Origin of the sequence: Aliiroseovarius sp. M344 (assembly GCF_025140835.1) — a bacterium.
GTDB lineage: Bacteria > Pseudomonadota > Alphaproteobacteria > Rhodobacterales > Rhodobacteraceae > Aliiroseovarius.
Window position 1 is genome coordinate 174,175 of sequence record NZ_CP081153.1, and the last position, 16,113, is coordinate 190,287.

General features: G+C 57.6%; 18 protein-coding genes. 12 read left to right on the top strand and 6 right to left on the bottom strand.

Translation table 11 applies throughout. The features are described from left to right. Positions 1-19: 19 nt before the first annotated feature. Both K3556_RS00850 and ribA read right to left on the bottom strand, forming a co-directional pair. Positions 20-517 (bottom strand): L,D-transpeptidase, encoded by a 498-nt coding sequence (locus K3556_RS00850; RefSeq protein WP_260517852.1) that lies wholly within the window; start codon positions 515-517, stop codon positions 20-22. A 17-nt stretch (positions 518-534) separates the two neighbouring features. Further along, positions 535-1,614 carry a GTP cyclohydrolase II gene (gene ribA / locus K3556_RS00855; RefSeq protein WP_260519279.1) on the bottom strand — a complete coding sequence of 360 codons (1,080 nt, stop codon included), beginning with the start codon at positions 1,612-1,614 and terminating at the stop codon, positions 535-537. Between the two features lie 202 nt (positions 1,615-1,816). Between ribA and K3556_RS00860 the strand changes: the two genes are divergently transcribed. Both K3556_RS00860 and K3556_RS00865 read left to right on the top strand, forming a co-directional pair. After that, a complete protein-coding gene (locus K3556_RS00860; RefSeq protein WP_260517853.1) occupies positions 1,817-2,503 on the top strand; it encodes a response regulator transcription factor in 687 nt (228 codons plus the stop codon). Positions 2,504-2,624: 121 nt separating this feature from the next. Then, a complete protein-coding gene (locus K3556_RS00865) occupies positions 2,625-3,131 on the top strand; it encodes a GNAT family N-acetyltransferase (protein ID WP_260517854.1) in 507 nt (168 codons plus the stop codon). 53 nt (positions 3,132-3,184) lie between these two features. On the opposite strand, the gene K3556_RS00870 is transcribed toward K3556_RS00865, so the two are convergent. Next, positions 3,185-3,658, bottom strand: a complete 474-nt coding sequence (locus tag K3556_RS00870; RefSeq protein WP_260517855.1) for a DUF4188 domain-containing protein — start codon at positions 3,656-3,658, stop codon at positions 3,185-3,187. A 136-nt stretch (positions 3,659-3,794) separates the two neighbouring features. Next, positions 3,795-4,259 (bottom strand): redox-sensitive transcriptional activator SoxR, encoded by a 465-nt coding sequence (gene soxR, locus K3556_RS00875; RefSeq protein ID WP_260517856.1) that lies wholly within the window; start codon positions 4,257-4,259, stop codon positions 3,795-3,797. Between the two features lie 81 nt (positions 4,260-4,340). Between soxR and K3556_RS00880 the strand changes: the two genes are divergently transcribed. The 5 genes from K3556_RS00880 to K3556_RS00900 all read left to right on the top strand — a co-directional run bounded on the left by K3556_RS00880 (position 4,341) and on the right by K3556_RS00900 (position 7,419). Then, a complete protein-coding gene (locus K3556_RS00880) occupies positions 4,341-4,718 on the top strand; it encodes a VOC family protein (RefSeq protein WP_260517857.1) in 378 nt (125 codons plus the stop codon). Positions 4,719-4,806: 88 nt separating this feature from the next. Next, positions 4,807-5,595: an exodeoxyribonuclease III gene (locus K3556_RS00885; protein WP_260517858.1), complete on the top strand. Its 789-nt coding sequence runs from the start codon at positions 4,807-4,809 to the stop codon at positions 5,593-5,595. A gap of 55 nt (positions 5,596-5,650) precedes the next feature. Beyond that, positions 5,651-6,559 (top strand): thioredoxin, encoded by a 909-nt coding sequence (gene trxA / locus K3556_RS00890; protein ID WP_260517859.1) that lies wholly within the window; start codon positions 5,651-5,653, stop codon positions 6,557-6,559. Positions 6,560-6,586: 27 nt separating this feature from the next. After that, positions 6,587-7,231 (top strand): LON peptidase substrate-binding domain-containing protein, encoded by a 645-nt coding sequence (locus K3556_RS00895; protein ID WP_260517860.1) that lies wholly within the window; start codon positions 6,587-6,589, stop codon positions 7,229-7,231. Further along, the gene (locus tag K3556_RS00900; protein WP_260517861.1) at positions 7,228-7,419 is read left to right on the top strand and encodes a Trm112 family protein; all 192 of its coding nucleotides are present in this window, start codon (positions 7,228-7,230) and stop codon (positions 7,417-7,419) included. Before K3556_RS00895 ends, K3556_RS00900 begins: the two co-directional genes overlap by 4 nt. A 4-nt stretch (positions 7,420-7,423) precedes the next feature. Here K3556_RS00900 and K3556_RS00905 read toward each other — a convergent pair whose 3' ends face one another. Further along, positions 7,424-8,650 (bottom strand): FAD-dependent monooxygenase, encoded by a 1,227-nt coding sequence (locus tag K3556_RS00905; protein WP_260517862.1) that lies wholly within the window; start codon positions 8,648-8,650, stop codon positions 7,424-7,426. A gap of 84 nt (positions 8,651-8,734) precedes the next feature. Between K3556_RS00905 and K3556_RS00910 the strand changes: the two genes are divergently transcribed. The 5 genes from K3556_RS00910 (at position 8,735) to K3556_RS00930 (ending at position 15,430) form a co-directional block, all read left to right on the top strand. After that, positions 8,735-10,063, top strand: coding sequence for an amidase (locus tag K3556_RS00910; protein ID WP_260517863.1), 1,329 nt, complete (start codon positions 8,735-8,737; stop codon positions 10,061-10,063). Positions 10,064-10,193: 130 nt separating this feature from the next. Beyond that, a complete protein-coding gene (locus tag K3556_RS00915; RefSeq protein ID WP_260517864.1) occupies positions 10,194-11,378 on the top strand; it encodes an aminotransferase class I/II-fold pyridoxal phosphate-dependent enzyme in 1,185 nt (394 codons plus the stop codon). Between the two features lie 12 nt (positions 11,379-11,390). Next, positions 11,391-14,318, top strand: coding sequence for a DNA translocase FtsK (locus K3556_RS00920; RefSeq protein ID WP_260517865.1), 2,928 nt, complete (start codon positions 11,391-11,393; stop codon positions 14,316-14,318). 57 nt (positions 14,319-14,375) lie between these two features. Next, positions 14,376-14,723 carry a RidA family protein gene (locus tag K3556_RS00925; protein WP_260517866.1) on the top strand — a complete coding sequence of 116 codons (348 nt, stop codon included), beginning with the start codon at positions 14,376-14,378 and terminating at the stop codon, positions 14,721-14,723. A 104-nt stretch (positions 14,724-14,827) separates the two neighbouring features. Continuing rightward, complete coding sequence (locus tag K3556_RS00930) at positions 14,828-15,430, top strand: LolA family protein (protein WP_260517867.1); 603 nt, start codon at positions 14,828-14,830, stop codon at positions 15,428-15,430. A 28-nt stretch (positions 15,431-15,458) separates the two neighbouring features. Here the strand turns inward: K3556_RS00930 and K3556_RS00935 are convergent, their stop codons facing one another. After that, positions 15,459-16,037 carry a transglycosylase SLT domain-containing protein gene (locus tag K3556_RS00935; RefSeq protein WP_260517868.1) on the bottom strand — a complete coding sequence of 193 codons (579 nt, stop codon included), beginning with the start codon at positions 16,035-16,037 and terminating at the stop codon, positions 15,459-15,461. Positions 16,038-16,113 lie beyond the last annotated feature (76 nt).

Below are 16,113 nucleotides of genomic sequence, written 5' to 3' on the forward strand. Positions count from 1 at the left end.
TTATAGCCAGAAGAAACATTTAGCGGACAATGATGCGGCTTTGCAGTGTCCAGCGCTTAAGGATCCAGCGCAGATCTTCTGGGGCGAAGGCTAGGCATCCGGCGGTGGGGTGGCGCGGTTTGCGCCATTGATGGATGAAGATGGCCGAGCCCTTGCCAGGTTGGGCGTCGGGCCAGTTCCAATCGCTGATCAGAAAGACATCGTACAGCCGGGGCGCCATGCGCAGTCTTTCATGCCTGAATGGATGGTTGGGGGTGCTGAGGGCGTGATTATAAGCAGGATCTTCGGGGTCATCTGACCAGATGTCTTGCGGGCCAATCGGTTGGAGCGCAATGCCGCTGTTGTTCAATTGCGGTATTACGGTTCGGTCGGCGCGGTAGCCGCCGCCCATGATCCGCCAGATCCCTCGCGGGGTGGCCAGGTCGCCTTCGCGCTTGTTGCCCGTCATGCCGCCGCGCCCGATTGAAACGCGAAACCGCCGCCCCAAGAAGCGCGCATTCCAGCGAGTCACCACCATGTCCGTCCGCTGCGCGATCACAGCAGATGACCGGACTTGGCAGCTTTGGTCGCCAGATACTCTGCATTATGAGCGCTTTTGCCTGCTTTCAGTGGCACGCGTTCCACGACAGAGATGCCGGCTTCTTCCATCATGGCGACTTTTCGCGGGTTGTTGGTCATCAACCTTACGGAGGAAAACCCCAACGACTTGAGAATTTTTGACCCGATGCGGAAGTCACGCTCGTCGTCTTCAAATCCGAGGCGATGGTTTGCTTCGACTGTGTCAAAGCCTTGATCCTGAAGCGAATAAGCGCGCATCTTGTTGGCTAGTCCGATACCGCGACCTTCTTGATTCAGATAGAGCAGCACGCCATGCCCTTCGTCGCCCATCCGCTCCAAAGCGGTGTGCAATTGCGGACCGCAGTCGCATTTTAGGCTGCCAAGCACATCACCGGTGAAGCAGGCCGAATGCAGGCGGGTCAAAACCGGTTTGTCGCGAGGCGGGCGCCCGATCTCGACGGCATAGTGCTCTTCGCTGCCGTCGTCCGGGCGAAAGATATGCAACCGCCCGGCGTCGCTGACCGAGAGAGGCAGCCGGGCATGGATCACGGGCGCAAGGGACAAGCTATCGATCAGTTCGTCATCAATCGACAGGGCGGTAAGGTTGTTTCCGGCGATGAGGTCAGATGCGTTGGGCAGATCGACCACCAAAGCCGCGGGTAACAGCCGTGCGGATTTACACAATGCGATAGACTGTGCCTCTAGTTTGTCATCACCGTCACGCAGTGTACGAAACGGTCCTTTCATCGGGTGCGTCAGATCGTCGGCGGGGTCAGCGGCCGACGCGATCCAGTCGGTTCCGGCATCGCGGGGAAGCTCGATCCGGGCTGCGTGGTCGGAGTAGGCGCGTGCCTTCAATGTGTTCGCTCGTCGTGGTGAAATCGCAAGTATCGGTGCGCCAAGGCTCCTCATCTCTGCCAATCGGCCAGACGACAGCGTCTCGGCCGCAGCGATCAGAACTGCGCGCGTGTCATGCATCAGCACAACCGGCACCCCCATGCGCAGATCGGCGCGGGCGCGGGCCAGAAGCTCGGTCTGATTGGGGGCAAGTGTCATCGGCATCCTTTCACGCCCCATAGTTAAAGTGTTTCGCGAAGAACTTGAATCACCGATTTTCGCGAAGTGCGTCAGGACGAACTGACACGATATGAAACATTTACCGGGCAATTGACACGAGGGCGTGAACCCATTGTTGCAAATCTTGCCAATCACGTGAGCTGGTAACAACTGTTTAGACAACACGACAGAGGAGGGCGAAATGTCCACGCTGAAAAAGATATTGCTGGTTGATGATGACGAAGACCTGCGCGACGCGCTGGCTGAGCAGCTCTTGATGACCGAGGATTTCGATGTTTTCGAAGCCGGGAACGGGTCCGAAGCGCTGACCAAGTCGAAAGAGGCGATCTATGACCTTGTGATCCTTGATGTGGGTCTGCCGGACACCGATGGCCGCGAGCTGTGCCGCGTCATGCGCAAGCAGGGCGTAAAGTGTCCTATTGTGATGCTGACGGGCCATGACACCGATTCCGACACCATTTTGGGTCTGGACGCTGGCGCGAATGATTATGTTTCCAAGCCCTTCAAATTCCCGGTTCTTTTGGCCCGCATCCGTGCCCAGTTGCGCCAGCATGAACAAAGCGAAGACGCGGTGTTCCAGCTTGGACCGTACACGTTCAAGCCCTCGATGAAGATGCTGATCACCGAAGAAGACCGTAAAGTCCGCCTGACCGAGAAAGAGACAAACATCCTGAAGTTCCTCTATCGCTCAAACGACGGCGTGGTGGCGCGTGATGTGCTGCTGCATGAGGTCTGGGGCTATAACGCGGGTGTAACGACTCATACGTTAGAGACCCACATCTATCGCCTGCGCCAGAAGATCGAGCCTGATCCGTCGAATGCGCGATTGTTGGTGACCGAAAGCGGCGGGTATCGCCTGAACGCTTAATATATCCCTTGTGTCCAGGGTTATGGGCACATCCTCCCTGATGGACTGGCCGGGCTTTGCGCCCGGTCTTTTTTTGCCAACTGGCGAGGTTTGCGAGTACACTTCTGTCGGGGGATAGAACATGTCAGCAAATATCATTTCAGTTCGCAGCGCGGAAGAGATCGACCATGTAAGGACATTGGTCTGGGAGTTTTTCGATTTTCTGCGCGTCAGATACCCGGAGATGCTTGCCACGATTGATGAGTATCTTGAGGAGCAGAACGTCAAAGGCGAGCTTGAGAACTTCGAAGACTATTTCCTGCCACCGCACGGCGATAGTTTCCTTGCCCTTCTGGATGACGCTCCGGTCGGGATCGTAATGATGAAACCGAAGGGCGACAATGACGCCGAGATGAACCGGATGTATGTGCGCGATACAGCACGCGGCAAAGGGATTGGCCGATTGCTGGGCGAGGCGTTGCTGTCAGAGGCGCGGGCGCAAGGCGTCGGCACGGTCTGGCTTGATGCGCTTTATCGCCACGCCGAGGCGCTGCCGCTTTATGAGAGCTTGGGGTTCGTCAAGTTTACGGATCCAGAGGCGTTTGGTGGGGATGACGAGCGGGTGATTCATATGAAGCTGAAGCTTTGAGGTGGAGAGGGAGCTTTGCGGGACAAAGCTACAACTGCTGCTTTGAGGTCAAATCACGTTTCCAACCTTGTGCGTGCCTCACTCCGGTTTCCCGTTGCCGGCAACAACTCAGAAGCTTTGCCCAAGCCAAAAGGCGGCATCGCTGAGTAAACAGTCTCGTATTGCCCAGCTTTCACCAGATAAGTTTCGTGCCAAATTCCAACGTCTGCTCGGTTGGTTTTCATGCGCTTATTGAATGCCACCCATGCCGGAAAATGCGCATGATCCTTTGAGCGGGCATAACGCTCAAGATGTTCGAAACTCCTCCAATACTGGAGGGTTACACCAAGGCCGGCACTGGTTGCGCCCAGAAACCCGGTCTCTTCCGAGGGCAATGCGTTCAGCTCCTTCAACATCCTTGGCATCGCCATAACAGCCGGAAGCCACTTGTGAGGCTTCAGAAGCTTGTTAATTCTCATGCCAATCAGAAAGACAACGAAGTCCCCCTCTATGTGGGCGGTCATTCTTTTGTCGTTCACTTCGGACATTTCTGGGCTCCAGCTGTTTTGCTACAAGTCAACACACTACGCTTATGCGGTCTTGGTCGGCAAATAAATCTATCAGTCAATTTTTACTGGTCTGTTTGGGCTGAAAGCTGTCAATGCCAGAGAACTGTGAACTCATTCACCCCTCCGGCCGTACCGTCTCATCCCCCAGCAAATACCGCGGTCCGGCGCCATTCTCGGCCGCCACATCCTCCGGGTTGTAGAGCGCGCATCGGTCCAGCGACAGGCAGCCACACCCGATACAGCCGTCCAGCTTGTCGCGCAGGCGGGTGAGCGCTGCGATTTGTTCATCCAGCTCCGCGCGAAAGTCTTGCGAGATCGCGGTCCAATCTCTCGCGGTGGGGGTTCGGTTTTCGGGCAAGCGGCCCAACACCTCGCGGATACGATCCAGTGTGAAGCCAAACTTCTGTGCGATCATGACGAAGCTCAGGCGGCGAATATCCGACCGCAAGAACCGGCGTTGCCCGCCCGCGTTGCGTTCAGGTGCGACCAGACCTTGGGTCTCGTAATACCGGATGGCGGATACGGCCAGCCCGGTGCGGGATGCCAGTGTGCCGATGGAAATCTCGTTTCTGCGCTCCATTGGACCTCTCAAAAAAAGCTTGAGCTAAAGTTAGCTTTAGGAATTATCAACCGAGTCGCAACGAAGATCAAGGAGGCCAAAATGGCAAATCTAGAGCATGTGAATGTGACTGTAAGCGACCCCAAGGCGACAGCTGCTTGGTTGGGGGCGGTGTTTGATTGGAAAGTCCGTTGGGAAGGCGATGCGATCTCGGGTGGGCACACCGCCCATGTCGGGGATGAGCGCAGCTATGTGGCTCTGTACACGCCCAACCGGCGTATTGACGACCCCCAGCATTCCTATACCACCCGGGCCGGTTTGAACCATGTGGGGGTGACTGTTGATGATATCGACGCGGTTGAAACGCGTGTGAAAGCTGCCGGATTTACCCCGCATAATCATGGGGATTATGAACCGGGGCGGCGCTTCTATTTTGACGACCATGATGGCGTCGAATGGGAAGTGGTATCTTACGCTTGAGGGCATGGGGCGGGGTCAAACTCGCCCCTGTTCACTTTTTGATCCGTCCTCTATGGTCGCCTCAAATGCGCGACAATCGGAGGATAACATGAGCTTCACCCTGGCCACCTGGAACATCAACTCGGTCCGTCTGCGCGAACCGATTGTGCAGAAGCTTTTGGCCGAAGAAGGTCCCGATGTGCTGTGCCTTCAGGAATGCAAAAGCCCGGTTGACAAGATCCCAACAGAAGGCTTTGCGGCACTTGGCTACACCCACATGGTGGCGCGCGGGCAGAAGGGATACAACGGCGTCGCGATCCTGTCGCGCCTGCCGATGAAAGAGGTGGTGAGCTTCGATTTCGCAGGCCTAGATCATGCCCGCCATATCGCGGGGCAGTTAGAGAACGGCGTTACGATCCACAACTTCTATGTGCCCGCAGGTGGCGATGTGGCTGACCGTGTGGTGAACGAGAAGTTCGGCCAGAAACTCGATTACCTGACCGACATGCGTGACCAATTCTTCGCCGAGAAACCCGGCAAATCGATCCTTGTGGGGGATTTGAACATCGCCCCGCGCGAGGATGATGTCTGGTCTCACAAGCAACTTCTGAAAGTGGTCAGCCACACCCCGGTCGAGGTTGAAGCGCTGGCGGAGGTTCAGGATGCCGCGGGTTGGGTTGACGTGACCCGGCAGGACATCCCCGAAGGGCTGCTTTACACTTGGTGGAGCTATCGTGCGAAGGACTGGGATGCAGCCGACAAAGGGCGCCGTCTGGATCATGTTTGGGCCACGCCGGATATTTCGAATGCCGCTCATGGCTCGCGCGTGCTGCGCGATGCGCGCGGTTGGGAAAAACCATCGGATCACGCGCCAGTCTTTGCCACTTTCGACCTTTAAAAAAGGCGGGACAGGGGTCATATAGGCCCTAGAGAATTTGCAGGAGCTAATGACAATGGAACTCGAACTCGGTGGCGCGCCAGCCGCAACTGACCTGATCAAAGATGTGGGCGAAGCAACCTTCATGCAGGATGTGGTTGAGGCGTCTCAGGAAGTTCCGATCATTGTTGATTTCTGGGCGCCGTGGTGTGGCCCGTGCAAAACGCTTGGTCCCGCGCTGGAAGCGGCCGTCACCGAGGCCGGCGGCAAAGTGCGCATGGTGAAGGTCAATGTGGACGAGAACCAGGGGATTGCGGGGCAATTGCGCGTGCAGTCGATCCCGACCGTCTATGCTTTCTGGCAGGGCCAGCCTGCTGATGGGTTTCAGGGGGCAGTTCCGGCTTCTGAAGTGAAAGAGTTCGTCAATCGCGTGGCAGCCTTGGGAGGCGATGCGGATAACGGTCTGGCCGATGCCATTGCCGCCGCCGAAGAAATGTTGGAAGCCGGCGAAATAGATGATGCAGCGCAAACCTTCGTTGCCGTGCTTGAGGAAGACCCCAAGAATGCGGCGGCGTTCGGCGGTTTGGCGCGAGCACATGTCGCTGCCGGAAAACCGGACGAGGCAGAAGCCGTTCTGAACGGCGCGCCTGCCGAGATCTCGGACGCACCAGAATTAGAAGTTGCCCGAGCGAAGATCGAACTGGCGCGTCAGGCGGAAAGCGCAGGGCCGGTGGCCGAGCTGCGTGCTGCCGTGGATGCCAACCCAGAAGATCATCAAGCACGGTTCGATCTGGCTGTGGCCCTGAACGCATCAGGCGATGTGCAGGCGTCGGTGGATGAGTTGTTAGAACTGTTCCGCCGGGATCGGGACTGGAACGACGGGGCCGCGAAGGTGCAATTGTTCACTATTTTTGATGCGTTGGACGCGAAAGACCCGGTTGCCTTGACCGGTCGGCGCAAGTTGTCATCAATGATCTTTGTGTGATCGCGTCAGCCGCGCTACAGTGTGGGTATGATCTCAGCCGCTGACCTGCCAGATTTCTTGCCATTGTTCCCATTGCCTGGGGCATTGCTGTTGCCACGCGGGCGTTTACCATTGCACGTGTTCGAACCGCGTTACCTTGCGATGTTTGACGATGCCCTGAAAACGCCCGAGCGACTGATTGGAATGATACAGCCGATGGGCGACGACGAAGGCGAAAATGCCCGCTTGCACGCCATCGGAAGCGCGGGGCGGATCACCTCGTTCACCGAAACCGAAGATGGCCGCTATATGATTACGCTGACAGGTGTGTCGCGCTTTCGGTTGGGCGCGGTACAGCAGGGGTTCACGCCCTACCTGCGCGCTGAAGTGGATTGGCGCAGTTTTGACCGCGACCTTGGCAAGCCAGAACATGACCAGGGGCTGGATCGCGATGCGTTCTTCAAGCTGCTTGAGCGTTATTTTGAATTGGAAGAGTTGCAGACCGATTGGGACAACCTGCAAACCGCAGAAGATGAGTTGATGATCAACGCCCTGTCTATGTTGTGCCCCTTTGATCCCGAAGACAAACAAGCGCTGCTGGAAGCGCCATCGCTGACCACGCGGCGTGAGACTCTGGTGACGTTGATGGAATTTACCCTGCGCAAAGGCGTGGGTGAGGAGAAGGTACAATGAGCGAAGCCAAGACCACCGAGTTTGACCGCCACATGATCGAGGCACTTGTCTGCCCGGTAACCCAATCAGTTTTGAGCTATGACGCGGACAAGCAAGAGCTTGTGTCAAAGGCGGCGCGGCTGGCCTTTCCAATCCGGGGCGGTATCCCCGTGATGCTGGTCGATGAAGCGCGGAAGATCGAAGACTGACGCGTTAAATCTGGCGGCCCTGCAACAACCGAGGCAAGTCGCCGGTCAATCCGGCCGCTTCCCGGATAAAGCCACGGCGCAGGCTCGGCATCGCATTCACCACCCCCAATCCAAGATCACGTGCGGCACGCAAAATCGGGTTGTCGTTTGAAAACAGCCGGTTGGTGGCCTCAGTCGCGGCAACCATCTGTGCTACGTCAAATCGGCGCCATTGTTGATACCGTTCCAGCACATCCCGCCGCCCGATGTCTTCACCGCGACGGCGGGCATGTGTCAAAACTTCGGCCAGTGCAGCGACGTCTTTCAACCCGGCATTCAAGCCTTGGCCCGCAATCGGGTGCAGCCCATGGGCTGCGTCACCAACCAAGGCCAGCCGATCTGCGAAAAAAGCGTTCGCGACGGTCAGGTTCAGCGGATAGGTAAAGCGCTTGCCAGCAAGGCTGATGTCACCAAGAAAAGACCCGAAACGTGGGCGCAATTCTTCAAGATAACCCTCATCATCCAATGCATGGATGCGAGCCGCTTCGGCGCGGGTTTCGGTCCAGACGATCGAGCATTGATTGCCCGGCAGCGGCAGGATCGCAAGCGGACCCGATGGCATGAAGAACTGGTGCGCCGCTCCGTTATGGGGCAGCTCGTGATCAATGGCGCAAACCAGCGAGGTTTGCCCATAATCATGACCGTGCCGACCGATACCAGCGCGTTCAGCCGTGCCCGACCGTCGCCCGTCGCAGCCCACAACCATTCGACCCGTCAGTTGCTTTCCCGATTCAAGTTCAAGAGTGACCGAGGCGGGGTCAACACGCTGAGCAACCACGGTTTCCTGATCAATCAGCGTAACATTTGGATGCGCCTCAACCGCGTCCAGAAAGGCGCGCGACAAGAAGCGATCTTCGACCATATAGCCCATCGGCCCTTCGTCGATTTCAGCGTGGTCGAATTCCAGCACAAAGGGGCTGGGCCCTTCGCCGGGACGACCGTCCGAGATGCGGATATCCAGAAGCGGCTGGGCGTTTGGGGCCACCGCTGGCCAAACGCCAATGGCTGCCAGCAACCGCTGTGAGGCGAGGGCCAGCGCATAACCGCGCCCGTCGAAATCATCCCCGCCGCGCGCGGCCTTGGGCAGCGCATCGACCATTGTGATGGTGAAGCCGGTATCGGCCAGTGCCAAGGCAAGCGCAGGGCCGTTCAACCCGCCGCCAACGATCAGAATATCGGCATCAAGTTTCATCCGCCCTTTGTGAACCCGTTGCGGGGGATTGTCCATGCGCTGATGCGCCGCTACCGTCATCCAAACAAAGGACAGGAGGGGCGGATGAGGAACCAGTGGCTGACCATGAGCATGGGCGACTTGGGTCGTGGGATCGGGACCGGCGAGATTGACCCGCTGGACCTGACCGAAACCTATCTGGCGGCGATCAAAGCGCATGAGTTCGCGGGCCGCATCTATGCCCGCCTGACCGAAACCCGCGCCCTGTCCGAAGCGGCGGCGGCGTCAAAGCGCGCGGCAGCTGGCCATCGCTTGGGTCTGCTGGATGGCGTTCCGATCAGCTGGAAGGACCTGTTTGATACGGCAGATATCGCGACCGAAGCGGGTTCTGCGCTTTTGAAGGGTCGGGTACCTACCCGCGACGCAGCCGTATTGCGCAACGCAACGGCGCAGGGTCTGGTCTGCCTTGGCAAAACCCACATGAGCGAGCTGGCTTTTTCAGGTCTCGGCCTAAACCCCGTAACTGCAACCAGCCCCTGTGTGAACGACCATGATGCTGTGTCTGGTGGTTCAAGCTCGGGGGCAGCGACATCTGTGGCCTTTGGCTTGGCGGCCTGCGGTATCGGCTCGGATACTGGTGGATCTGTGCGCATTCCGTCGGCTTGGAATGATCTGGTTGGCCTGAAAACAACGTCGAAACGCTTATCATTAAAGGGCGTCGTGCCGCTGGCGGCACGTTTCGATACCGTCGGACCATTGTGCCGGACGGTTGAGGACGCAGCGCTTATGCTGGCCGCGCTGGAAGGCGGCACAGCGGCCGATTTGCGCGGAGCAAGCCTGAAAGGTGCGCGCTTATTGGTTCTTGAGAACGGGCTGGAAGGTGCACGGGACGCACCAATTTCCGGTTTCGACAGTGCCATCGGCCGTTTGATGGATGGCGGCGCTGTGATCCAGCGCGCCCATCTGCCTATTGTTGATGAAGCCTTGGCGATGTCCGGTGTTCTGTTCACCACTGAAGCCTATGCGACCTGGCAGGACGAGATCGAGGCACAACCCGACTTGATGTTTGCCGAAGTTCTGGAGCGTTTCCGCGCAGGCAGTCAATTCTCGGGCGTCGATTTTGTGCGCGCGTGGCAACGGCTTGACGGTATCCGGAAAGAATACCACGCGGCCGTGGCCGGGTATGACGCAGTCGTACTCCCCACCTCACCTATCATGCCGCCCAACGCGGCGCGGCTGCTGGCCGATCACGACTACTATGTTGAGGAAAACCTTTGGGCGTTGCGAAATACGCGAATTGGAAACCTGATGGGATCGTGTGGGCTGAGCTTGCCAACCGGGTTGCCGTCCACGGGGATCATGCTGCTGGGCGCGCCTATGGCCGAAGAACGGCTGTTGCGTCTTGGTGCCGCGGCCGAGGCGGTGTTGGCCTAAAAGCCACAGCAAATTCCTACAAGCATCTAAAAAACCGGCGTTTTTCTGGACCTGCCAGAATTTGCGGGCTATCTTCGGTTCAAACGGGGCGAAATGATCCCGAGATTTGAGGCAGTATAGTGACGTTCCAATGACGTTTCCCGAGCGGTATTCCAGCTTGCCCGAGTATGCATTTCCGCGCCTGCGGAGCCTTCTTGACGCCCATAAACCCGGCGGCGAAGTGATGCATATGACCATTGGCGAGCCAAAACACCCATTTCCTGAATGGGTGCCGCAGATTATTGCCCAACACTCTGAAGAATTTGGGAAATATCCACCGAATGAAGGATCGCCAGAGCTTCTGACGGCGATTGCAGATTGGCTGAAGCGGCGTTATGACGTCCGGCTGGACCCGGAAAAACAGATCATGGCGCTGAATGGGACACGCGAGGGTTTGTTCAACACGCTCATCGCGCTGTGCCCTGAACAAACTGCGCGGGGCGACAAGCCCGTCGTACTGATCCCGAACCCGTTTTACCAGGTCTATGCGGTGGCCGCCGCGACGGTTGGGGCAGAGCCGATTTTTCTGCCAGCAACCGCCGAGACAGGCTTTTTGCCTGATTATTCTCAGTTGTCGCCAGATATTCTGAACCGGACCGAGGTTGCCTATATCTGTTCGCCCACCAACCCGCAGGGGGCTGTAGCTGATCGCGATTACTGGGCCAACCTGATCGCGCTGGCCGAGAAATACGATTTCCAGATATTCGCAGATGAATGTTATTCCGAGATTTATCGCGACAGACCGCCAATTGGCGCGCTTGAGATCGCCAACGAAGGTGGCGCGGATCCCGAGCGTGTTGTGACATTCCATTCGTTGTCGAAGCGGTCGAACCTGCCAGGCCTACGGTCGGGATTTGTCGCGGGTGGACCAGAAAGCATTCAACGGGTTCGGCAGTTGCGTGCCTATGCAGGCGCACCTTTGCCGCTGCCCCTGCAACGCGTTGCTGAAAAGGCCTGGGCGGACGAGGCTCATGTCGCCGAGAACCGCGCGCTGTATCAGGAAAAATACGCAGTTGCGGATCAGATTTTCGCCGGAATTGGTGGCTACAAAGGCCCCGATGCCGGGTTTTTTCTTTGGCTGCCGGTTGAAGACGGCGAACAGGCCGCAATGAAGCTTTGGACCGAGACGGGGGTGCGGGTATTGCCCGGTGCTTATCTGTCGCGGGATGTAAATAATCAAAACCCCGGCAAGGGGTATGTCAGGGTCGCAATGGTGGCCCCAAAACAAGAAATGCAGCGCGGGTTGGTTCAGATCCGCGACTGTCTCTTTACGTAAGGACGTGGTGGTATGGCGTATCAGGCGAAACAACGGGATCCGATCTTTGACAGCAATACGCAGGCTGTGATTGAGCGACGGGGGAAAGAGCTTCTGGGGCTAGGGCTGATCGCCCTTGGCGTCATCGTGGCCCTGATCCTTGGCAGCTATACGCCGGAAGATCCCGGTTGGATGTCCGCCACAGACGCGCCTGCGCAGAACGCTTTAGGACGGATTGGTGCCTTCATCGCGTCACCACTGGCGGTTATTGCCGGGTTGGGAGCGTGGTCCTTGTCTTTGATCCTTGCCGTTTGGGGCCTGCGCCTGACCTTCCACATTGGCCAAGACCGCGTTATGGGCCGCCTGATTTTTGCGCCGATCGCTGTGGCGCTGTGTTCGATCTATGCCTCGACACTGGTTCCGGGTGCGGGCTGGACCCATTCTTTTGGGCTGGGCGGCTTGTTCGGAGACACTGTGCTGGGCGCATTGCTCGCAGGGCTGCCGGTCGGCGCTGGGCTCGGTTTGAAAATTATGTCGGTTGTGTCGGCTATCGCAGCCCTTGGCGCAGTATTGTTCGTAGTCGGGATTGACCGGTTCGAAATTCAACGCTTTGGTCATTTCTTGGTCGTCGGGTTGGTGATGAGCTATGCGGGCGTTGTTTCGCTGCTGGGTAAGGGCGCAAAAGGGGCGGCAAGCGGTGCCGCGATGACGGCCCGTCAAATGCAGGCCCGTCAGGCTGCCCGAAAACAGGAGCGCTTGGCACAAGCCGATGCCGACGGTGACTATGCTGACGGTGATGATGAAGAGTTTACCGCGCCGCCGCCACTTCGTGCCGCGCGGGTCATGCGTCCAGAACCACCGTTGAAAGGGGCCACCGCGCCCAATGACGACGTGATCGAACAGCCGGCCCCTGCACCGTCCAAACCTGGTTTGCTGGAGTCGCTGTTTCGCCGCACGCCCGATCCAGAACCCGAGTTGGTCGAACTGCCCACCTTTGACGGCGATATTCCCGAAGGGTTGGGCGGTGAAGACCGCATTCGCGCCAAGATCGCATCCGCCCTGAAAAACCGCGCGCATCAACCGTCGCTGGGCGATCCGACACGCGCCGAGCCGCCGCTGGCACGTGCTGTCGCGCGCCATCGGCGCAGCCCTGATCCTATGATCCTGAACACCGCCCCGCAGCGGGACGAGGCAGACAGCCAATATCTGGATGAAGCCGCGATGATGGCCCCACATGACGATGTTGTGGATGACGATCTGATCGTTGAGGACCTGATGGACCCGGATACAGCCCCGGCAGAACCGCGCGTTTACACGCCACCTCATGCCGGGCTGTCGCAGCCTGCCAAGAAAGTTGTGCAGCATACCGCGCGCAAAGCCACGCCGACCTCCGCCCGCGCCAAGGCTGAAGCCCAGCCGTCATTGAAGTTCGAAGAAAGCCACCCGGATTATGAATTGCCGCCGCTGAGCCTGTTGGCGAACCCGGTGACCATCGAACGCCACCACCTGTCTGACGAAGCGCTGGAAGAAAACGCGCGGATGTTGGAAACCGTGCTGGACGACTATGGCGTCAAAGGCGAAATCGTTTCGGTTCGTCCCGGCCCTGTTGTCACCATGTATGAACTTGAGCCCGCCCCCGGCTTGAAGGCCAGCCGCGTGATTGGTCTGGCAGATGATATAGCACGTTCGATGGCGGCACTGTCCGCGCGTGTTTCGACCGTGCCGGGCCGGTCGGTCATCGGCATAGAACTTCCCAATGAAAAGCGCGAGATGGTATCGTTCCGTGAAATTCTGTCCACCCGTGATTTTGGAGATGGCAACCACGGTCTTCCGCTGGCGCTGGGCAAAGATATCGGCGGTGATCCGATTGTCGCGAACCTTGCCAAGATGCCGCACCTGCTGATCGCCGGGACCACTGGTTCTGGTAAATCCGTGGCCATCAATACGATGATCATGTCGCTTCTGTATCGACTGACACCGGAAGAATGCCGGATGATCATGATCGACCCGAAGATGCTGGAACTGAGCGTCTATGATGGCATCCCGCACCTGCTGTCACCCGTTGTGACTGATCCGAAAAAGGCGGTTGTGGCCTTGAAATGGGTCGTCGGCGAAATGGAAGACCGCTATCGCAAGATGTCCAAAATGGGTGTGCGCAATATTGAAGGCTATAACGGTCGCGTCGCAGATACTCTGGCAAAAGGCGAGATGTTCGAACGCACGGTCCAGACTGGTTTTGATGACGACACCGGCGAGCCGATCTTTGAGACCGACGAGTTTGAACCGCAAAAACTGCCTTACATCGTGGTGGTCGTCGACGAGATGGCCGACCTGATGATGGTTGCCGGTAAGGAAATCGAGGCCTGCATCCAGCGTCTGGCGCAGATGGCGCGGGCCTCGGGCATTCACCTGATTATGGCCACGCAACGTCCATCCGTTGATGTAATCACCGGCACGATCAAGGCGAACTTCCCCACCCGGATCTCGTTTCAGGTCACTTCGAAAATCGACAGCCGCACCATTCTGGGTGAACAAGGGGCTGAACAGCTTCTGGGCATGGGTGACATGCTTTATATGGCTGGCGGATCGAAGATCACCCGTGTGCATGGGCCGTTCGTTTCGGATGAAGAGGTCGAAGAGATTGTTACATACCTCAAGGGCTTTGGTGCACCGGAGTATGTCGGTGGCGTGGTCGACGGGCCAACTGATGACAAGGCTGACAACATTGACGCGGTGCTGGGTCTGAACACTGGCGGCAACACCAATGGTGAAGATGCGCTTTATGATCAGGCCGTGGCGATTGTGATCAAGGATCGCAAATGCTCGACCTCTTACATCCAGCGAAAGCTGGCCATCGGATATAACAAAGCCGCGCGACTTGTGGAGCAGATGGAAGACGAGGGTCTTGTGTCAGAATCGAACCACGTCGGTAAGCGCGAAATCCTGATCCCCGAACAATAAGAACTGATGGGCCTGCCAAGGTGGGCGCATTCCAAAACAGCAATATCGAGGCATGAAATGATACAACGACGCCATACCACCGACCGGATGAGCCAAAGCGTGACCCACAAAGGCGTTATTTATCTGGCCGGACAAGTGGGCAACGCGGGTGACAGTGTCGCCGATCAGACACGCGAATGCCTTGCCCGTGTCGAAGCGCTGCTGAACGAGGCAGGATCGTCAACCAAGCACATGTTGCAAGCTGTCATCTGGATGTCCGACATGAAGGACTTCGCCGAGATGAACGCGGTGTGGGACGCATGGGTGCCAAAAGGCCACGCGCCCGCACGCGCGACCGGTTCGGCCCATCTGGCAACGCCAGAGCTGAAGGTTGAAGTTATCGTCACCGCAGCGGTCGCGGAATAACACAGCATCTTGTAAAGCGTGTTATCGCCTATCATCTTCTGTTCGGACTTAATCTTCCCATATCAATCGGGATAGAGTACGCCCGAGCAGTAGAGGTAGGATGAATGACCCCCGTACGTATGATGATAGCCGCCGCCGTGGTGGCGCTGAGCGCGGTGCCGGCAATGGCGGAAAAGCTATCGCTGAACACAATTTCGCAATATCTGAACAAGCTGGACACGGCCAAAGCTCAGTTTACGCAGATCAACGACGATGGCACCATCTCGACCGGAACGATCTATTTGAAGCGGCCAGGCCGGGCACGATTTGAATACAACGCGCCGACCGATGCTCTGGTCGTCGCCGGCGGCTCGCAAGTCGCGATCTTTGATGGAAAATCAAATGCGGGCCCGCAGCAGTATCCATTGAAACGCACGCCGCTGAACCTGATTCTGGCAAGAAATGTGGACCTTAATCAGGCCCAGATGGTGGTGGGTCACAAGTATGACGGGACAGCGACCACCGTGTTGGCACAGGATCCGCAGAACCCCGAGATCGGTACGATTGAACTGAAATTTACCAGCAACCCGACCGAGTTGCGTCAGTGGATTATCACTGACAATGCCGGGTCGAAAACGACGGTCATCTTGGGTGAGCTTTCGAAAGGCGCGCCTCTCAAAAGCTCACTGTTTTCGATCACGGCAGCGATCAAACAGCGTTCGCGCTGAGCCAGTTGTCGCTAAACGGCTTGCTGGCTTAGCGACGGCAACTGGCAAGCTGACGTTGATACAGGATCGCGCGGGCGTTTACTTCTGACGCGATCCGCAACAGCCAGGCTTTCGACTGATAGCTGCCACGCAGATAGCCTGTGCGCCCTTCGTGATAAGCCAGATACTGGTTGCGAGCGTCATTCAGGGGGATGCCCGTCTTGTCGCGCGTCTCGTTCATGTACCAGCCCATGAAATCCGCCGCGTCCTTGATGTCAGTGCGCCGCGCGCCTCGGCCACCTTCGGCGCGTTGGTATTCTTTCCATGTGGCATCCAGTGCCTGGGCATAGCCATATGCCGAACTTTGGCGGCCCATCGGAAGAACACCCAGCACATATTTGACCGGTGTTCGGGCGTCTTTTATGAACTTCGATTCCTGATAGATCATCGCCATCAGAACGGGCGTTGGCACGTTCCATTTCCGCTCGGTGCGCTTCAATGCCCGATAGATGTTCGGACGCTGTTTGATAATGCTGCACGCATTGTCCAGATTTCGCGGCGCTTTGGAGTCCCCTCCGCATGATGCCACGAATAACAAGATTAATGCTGCGCGAAGAAGTCTGCTCATCTGCCTCTCGCAATCTTTTATTTTTTTTAGGACTATAGCCGAAAATCTCTGGGCTGGGAAATGAAAGAATGTGAAA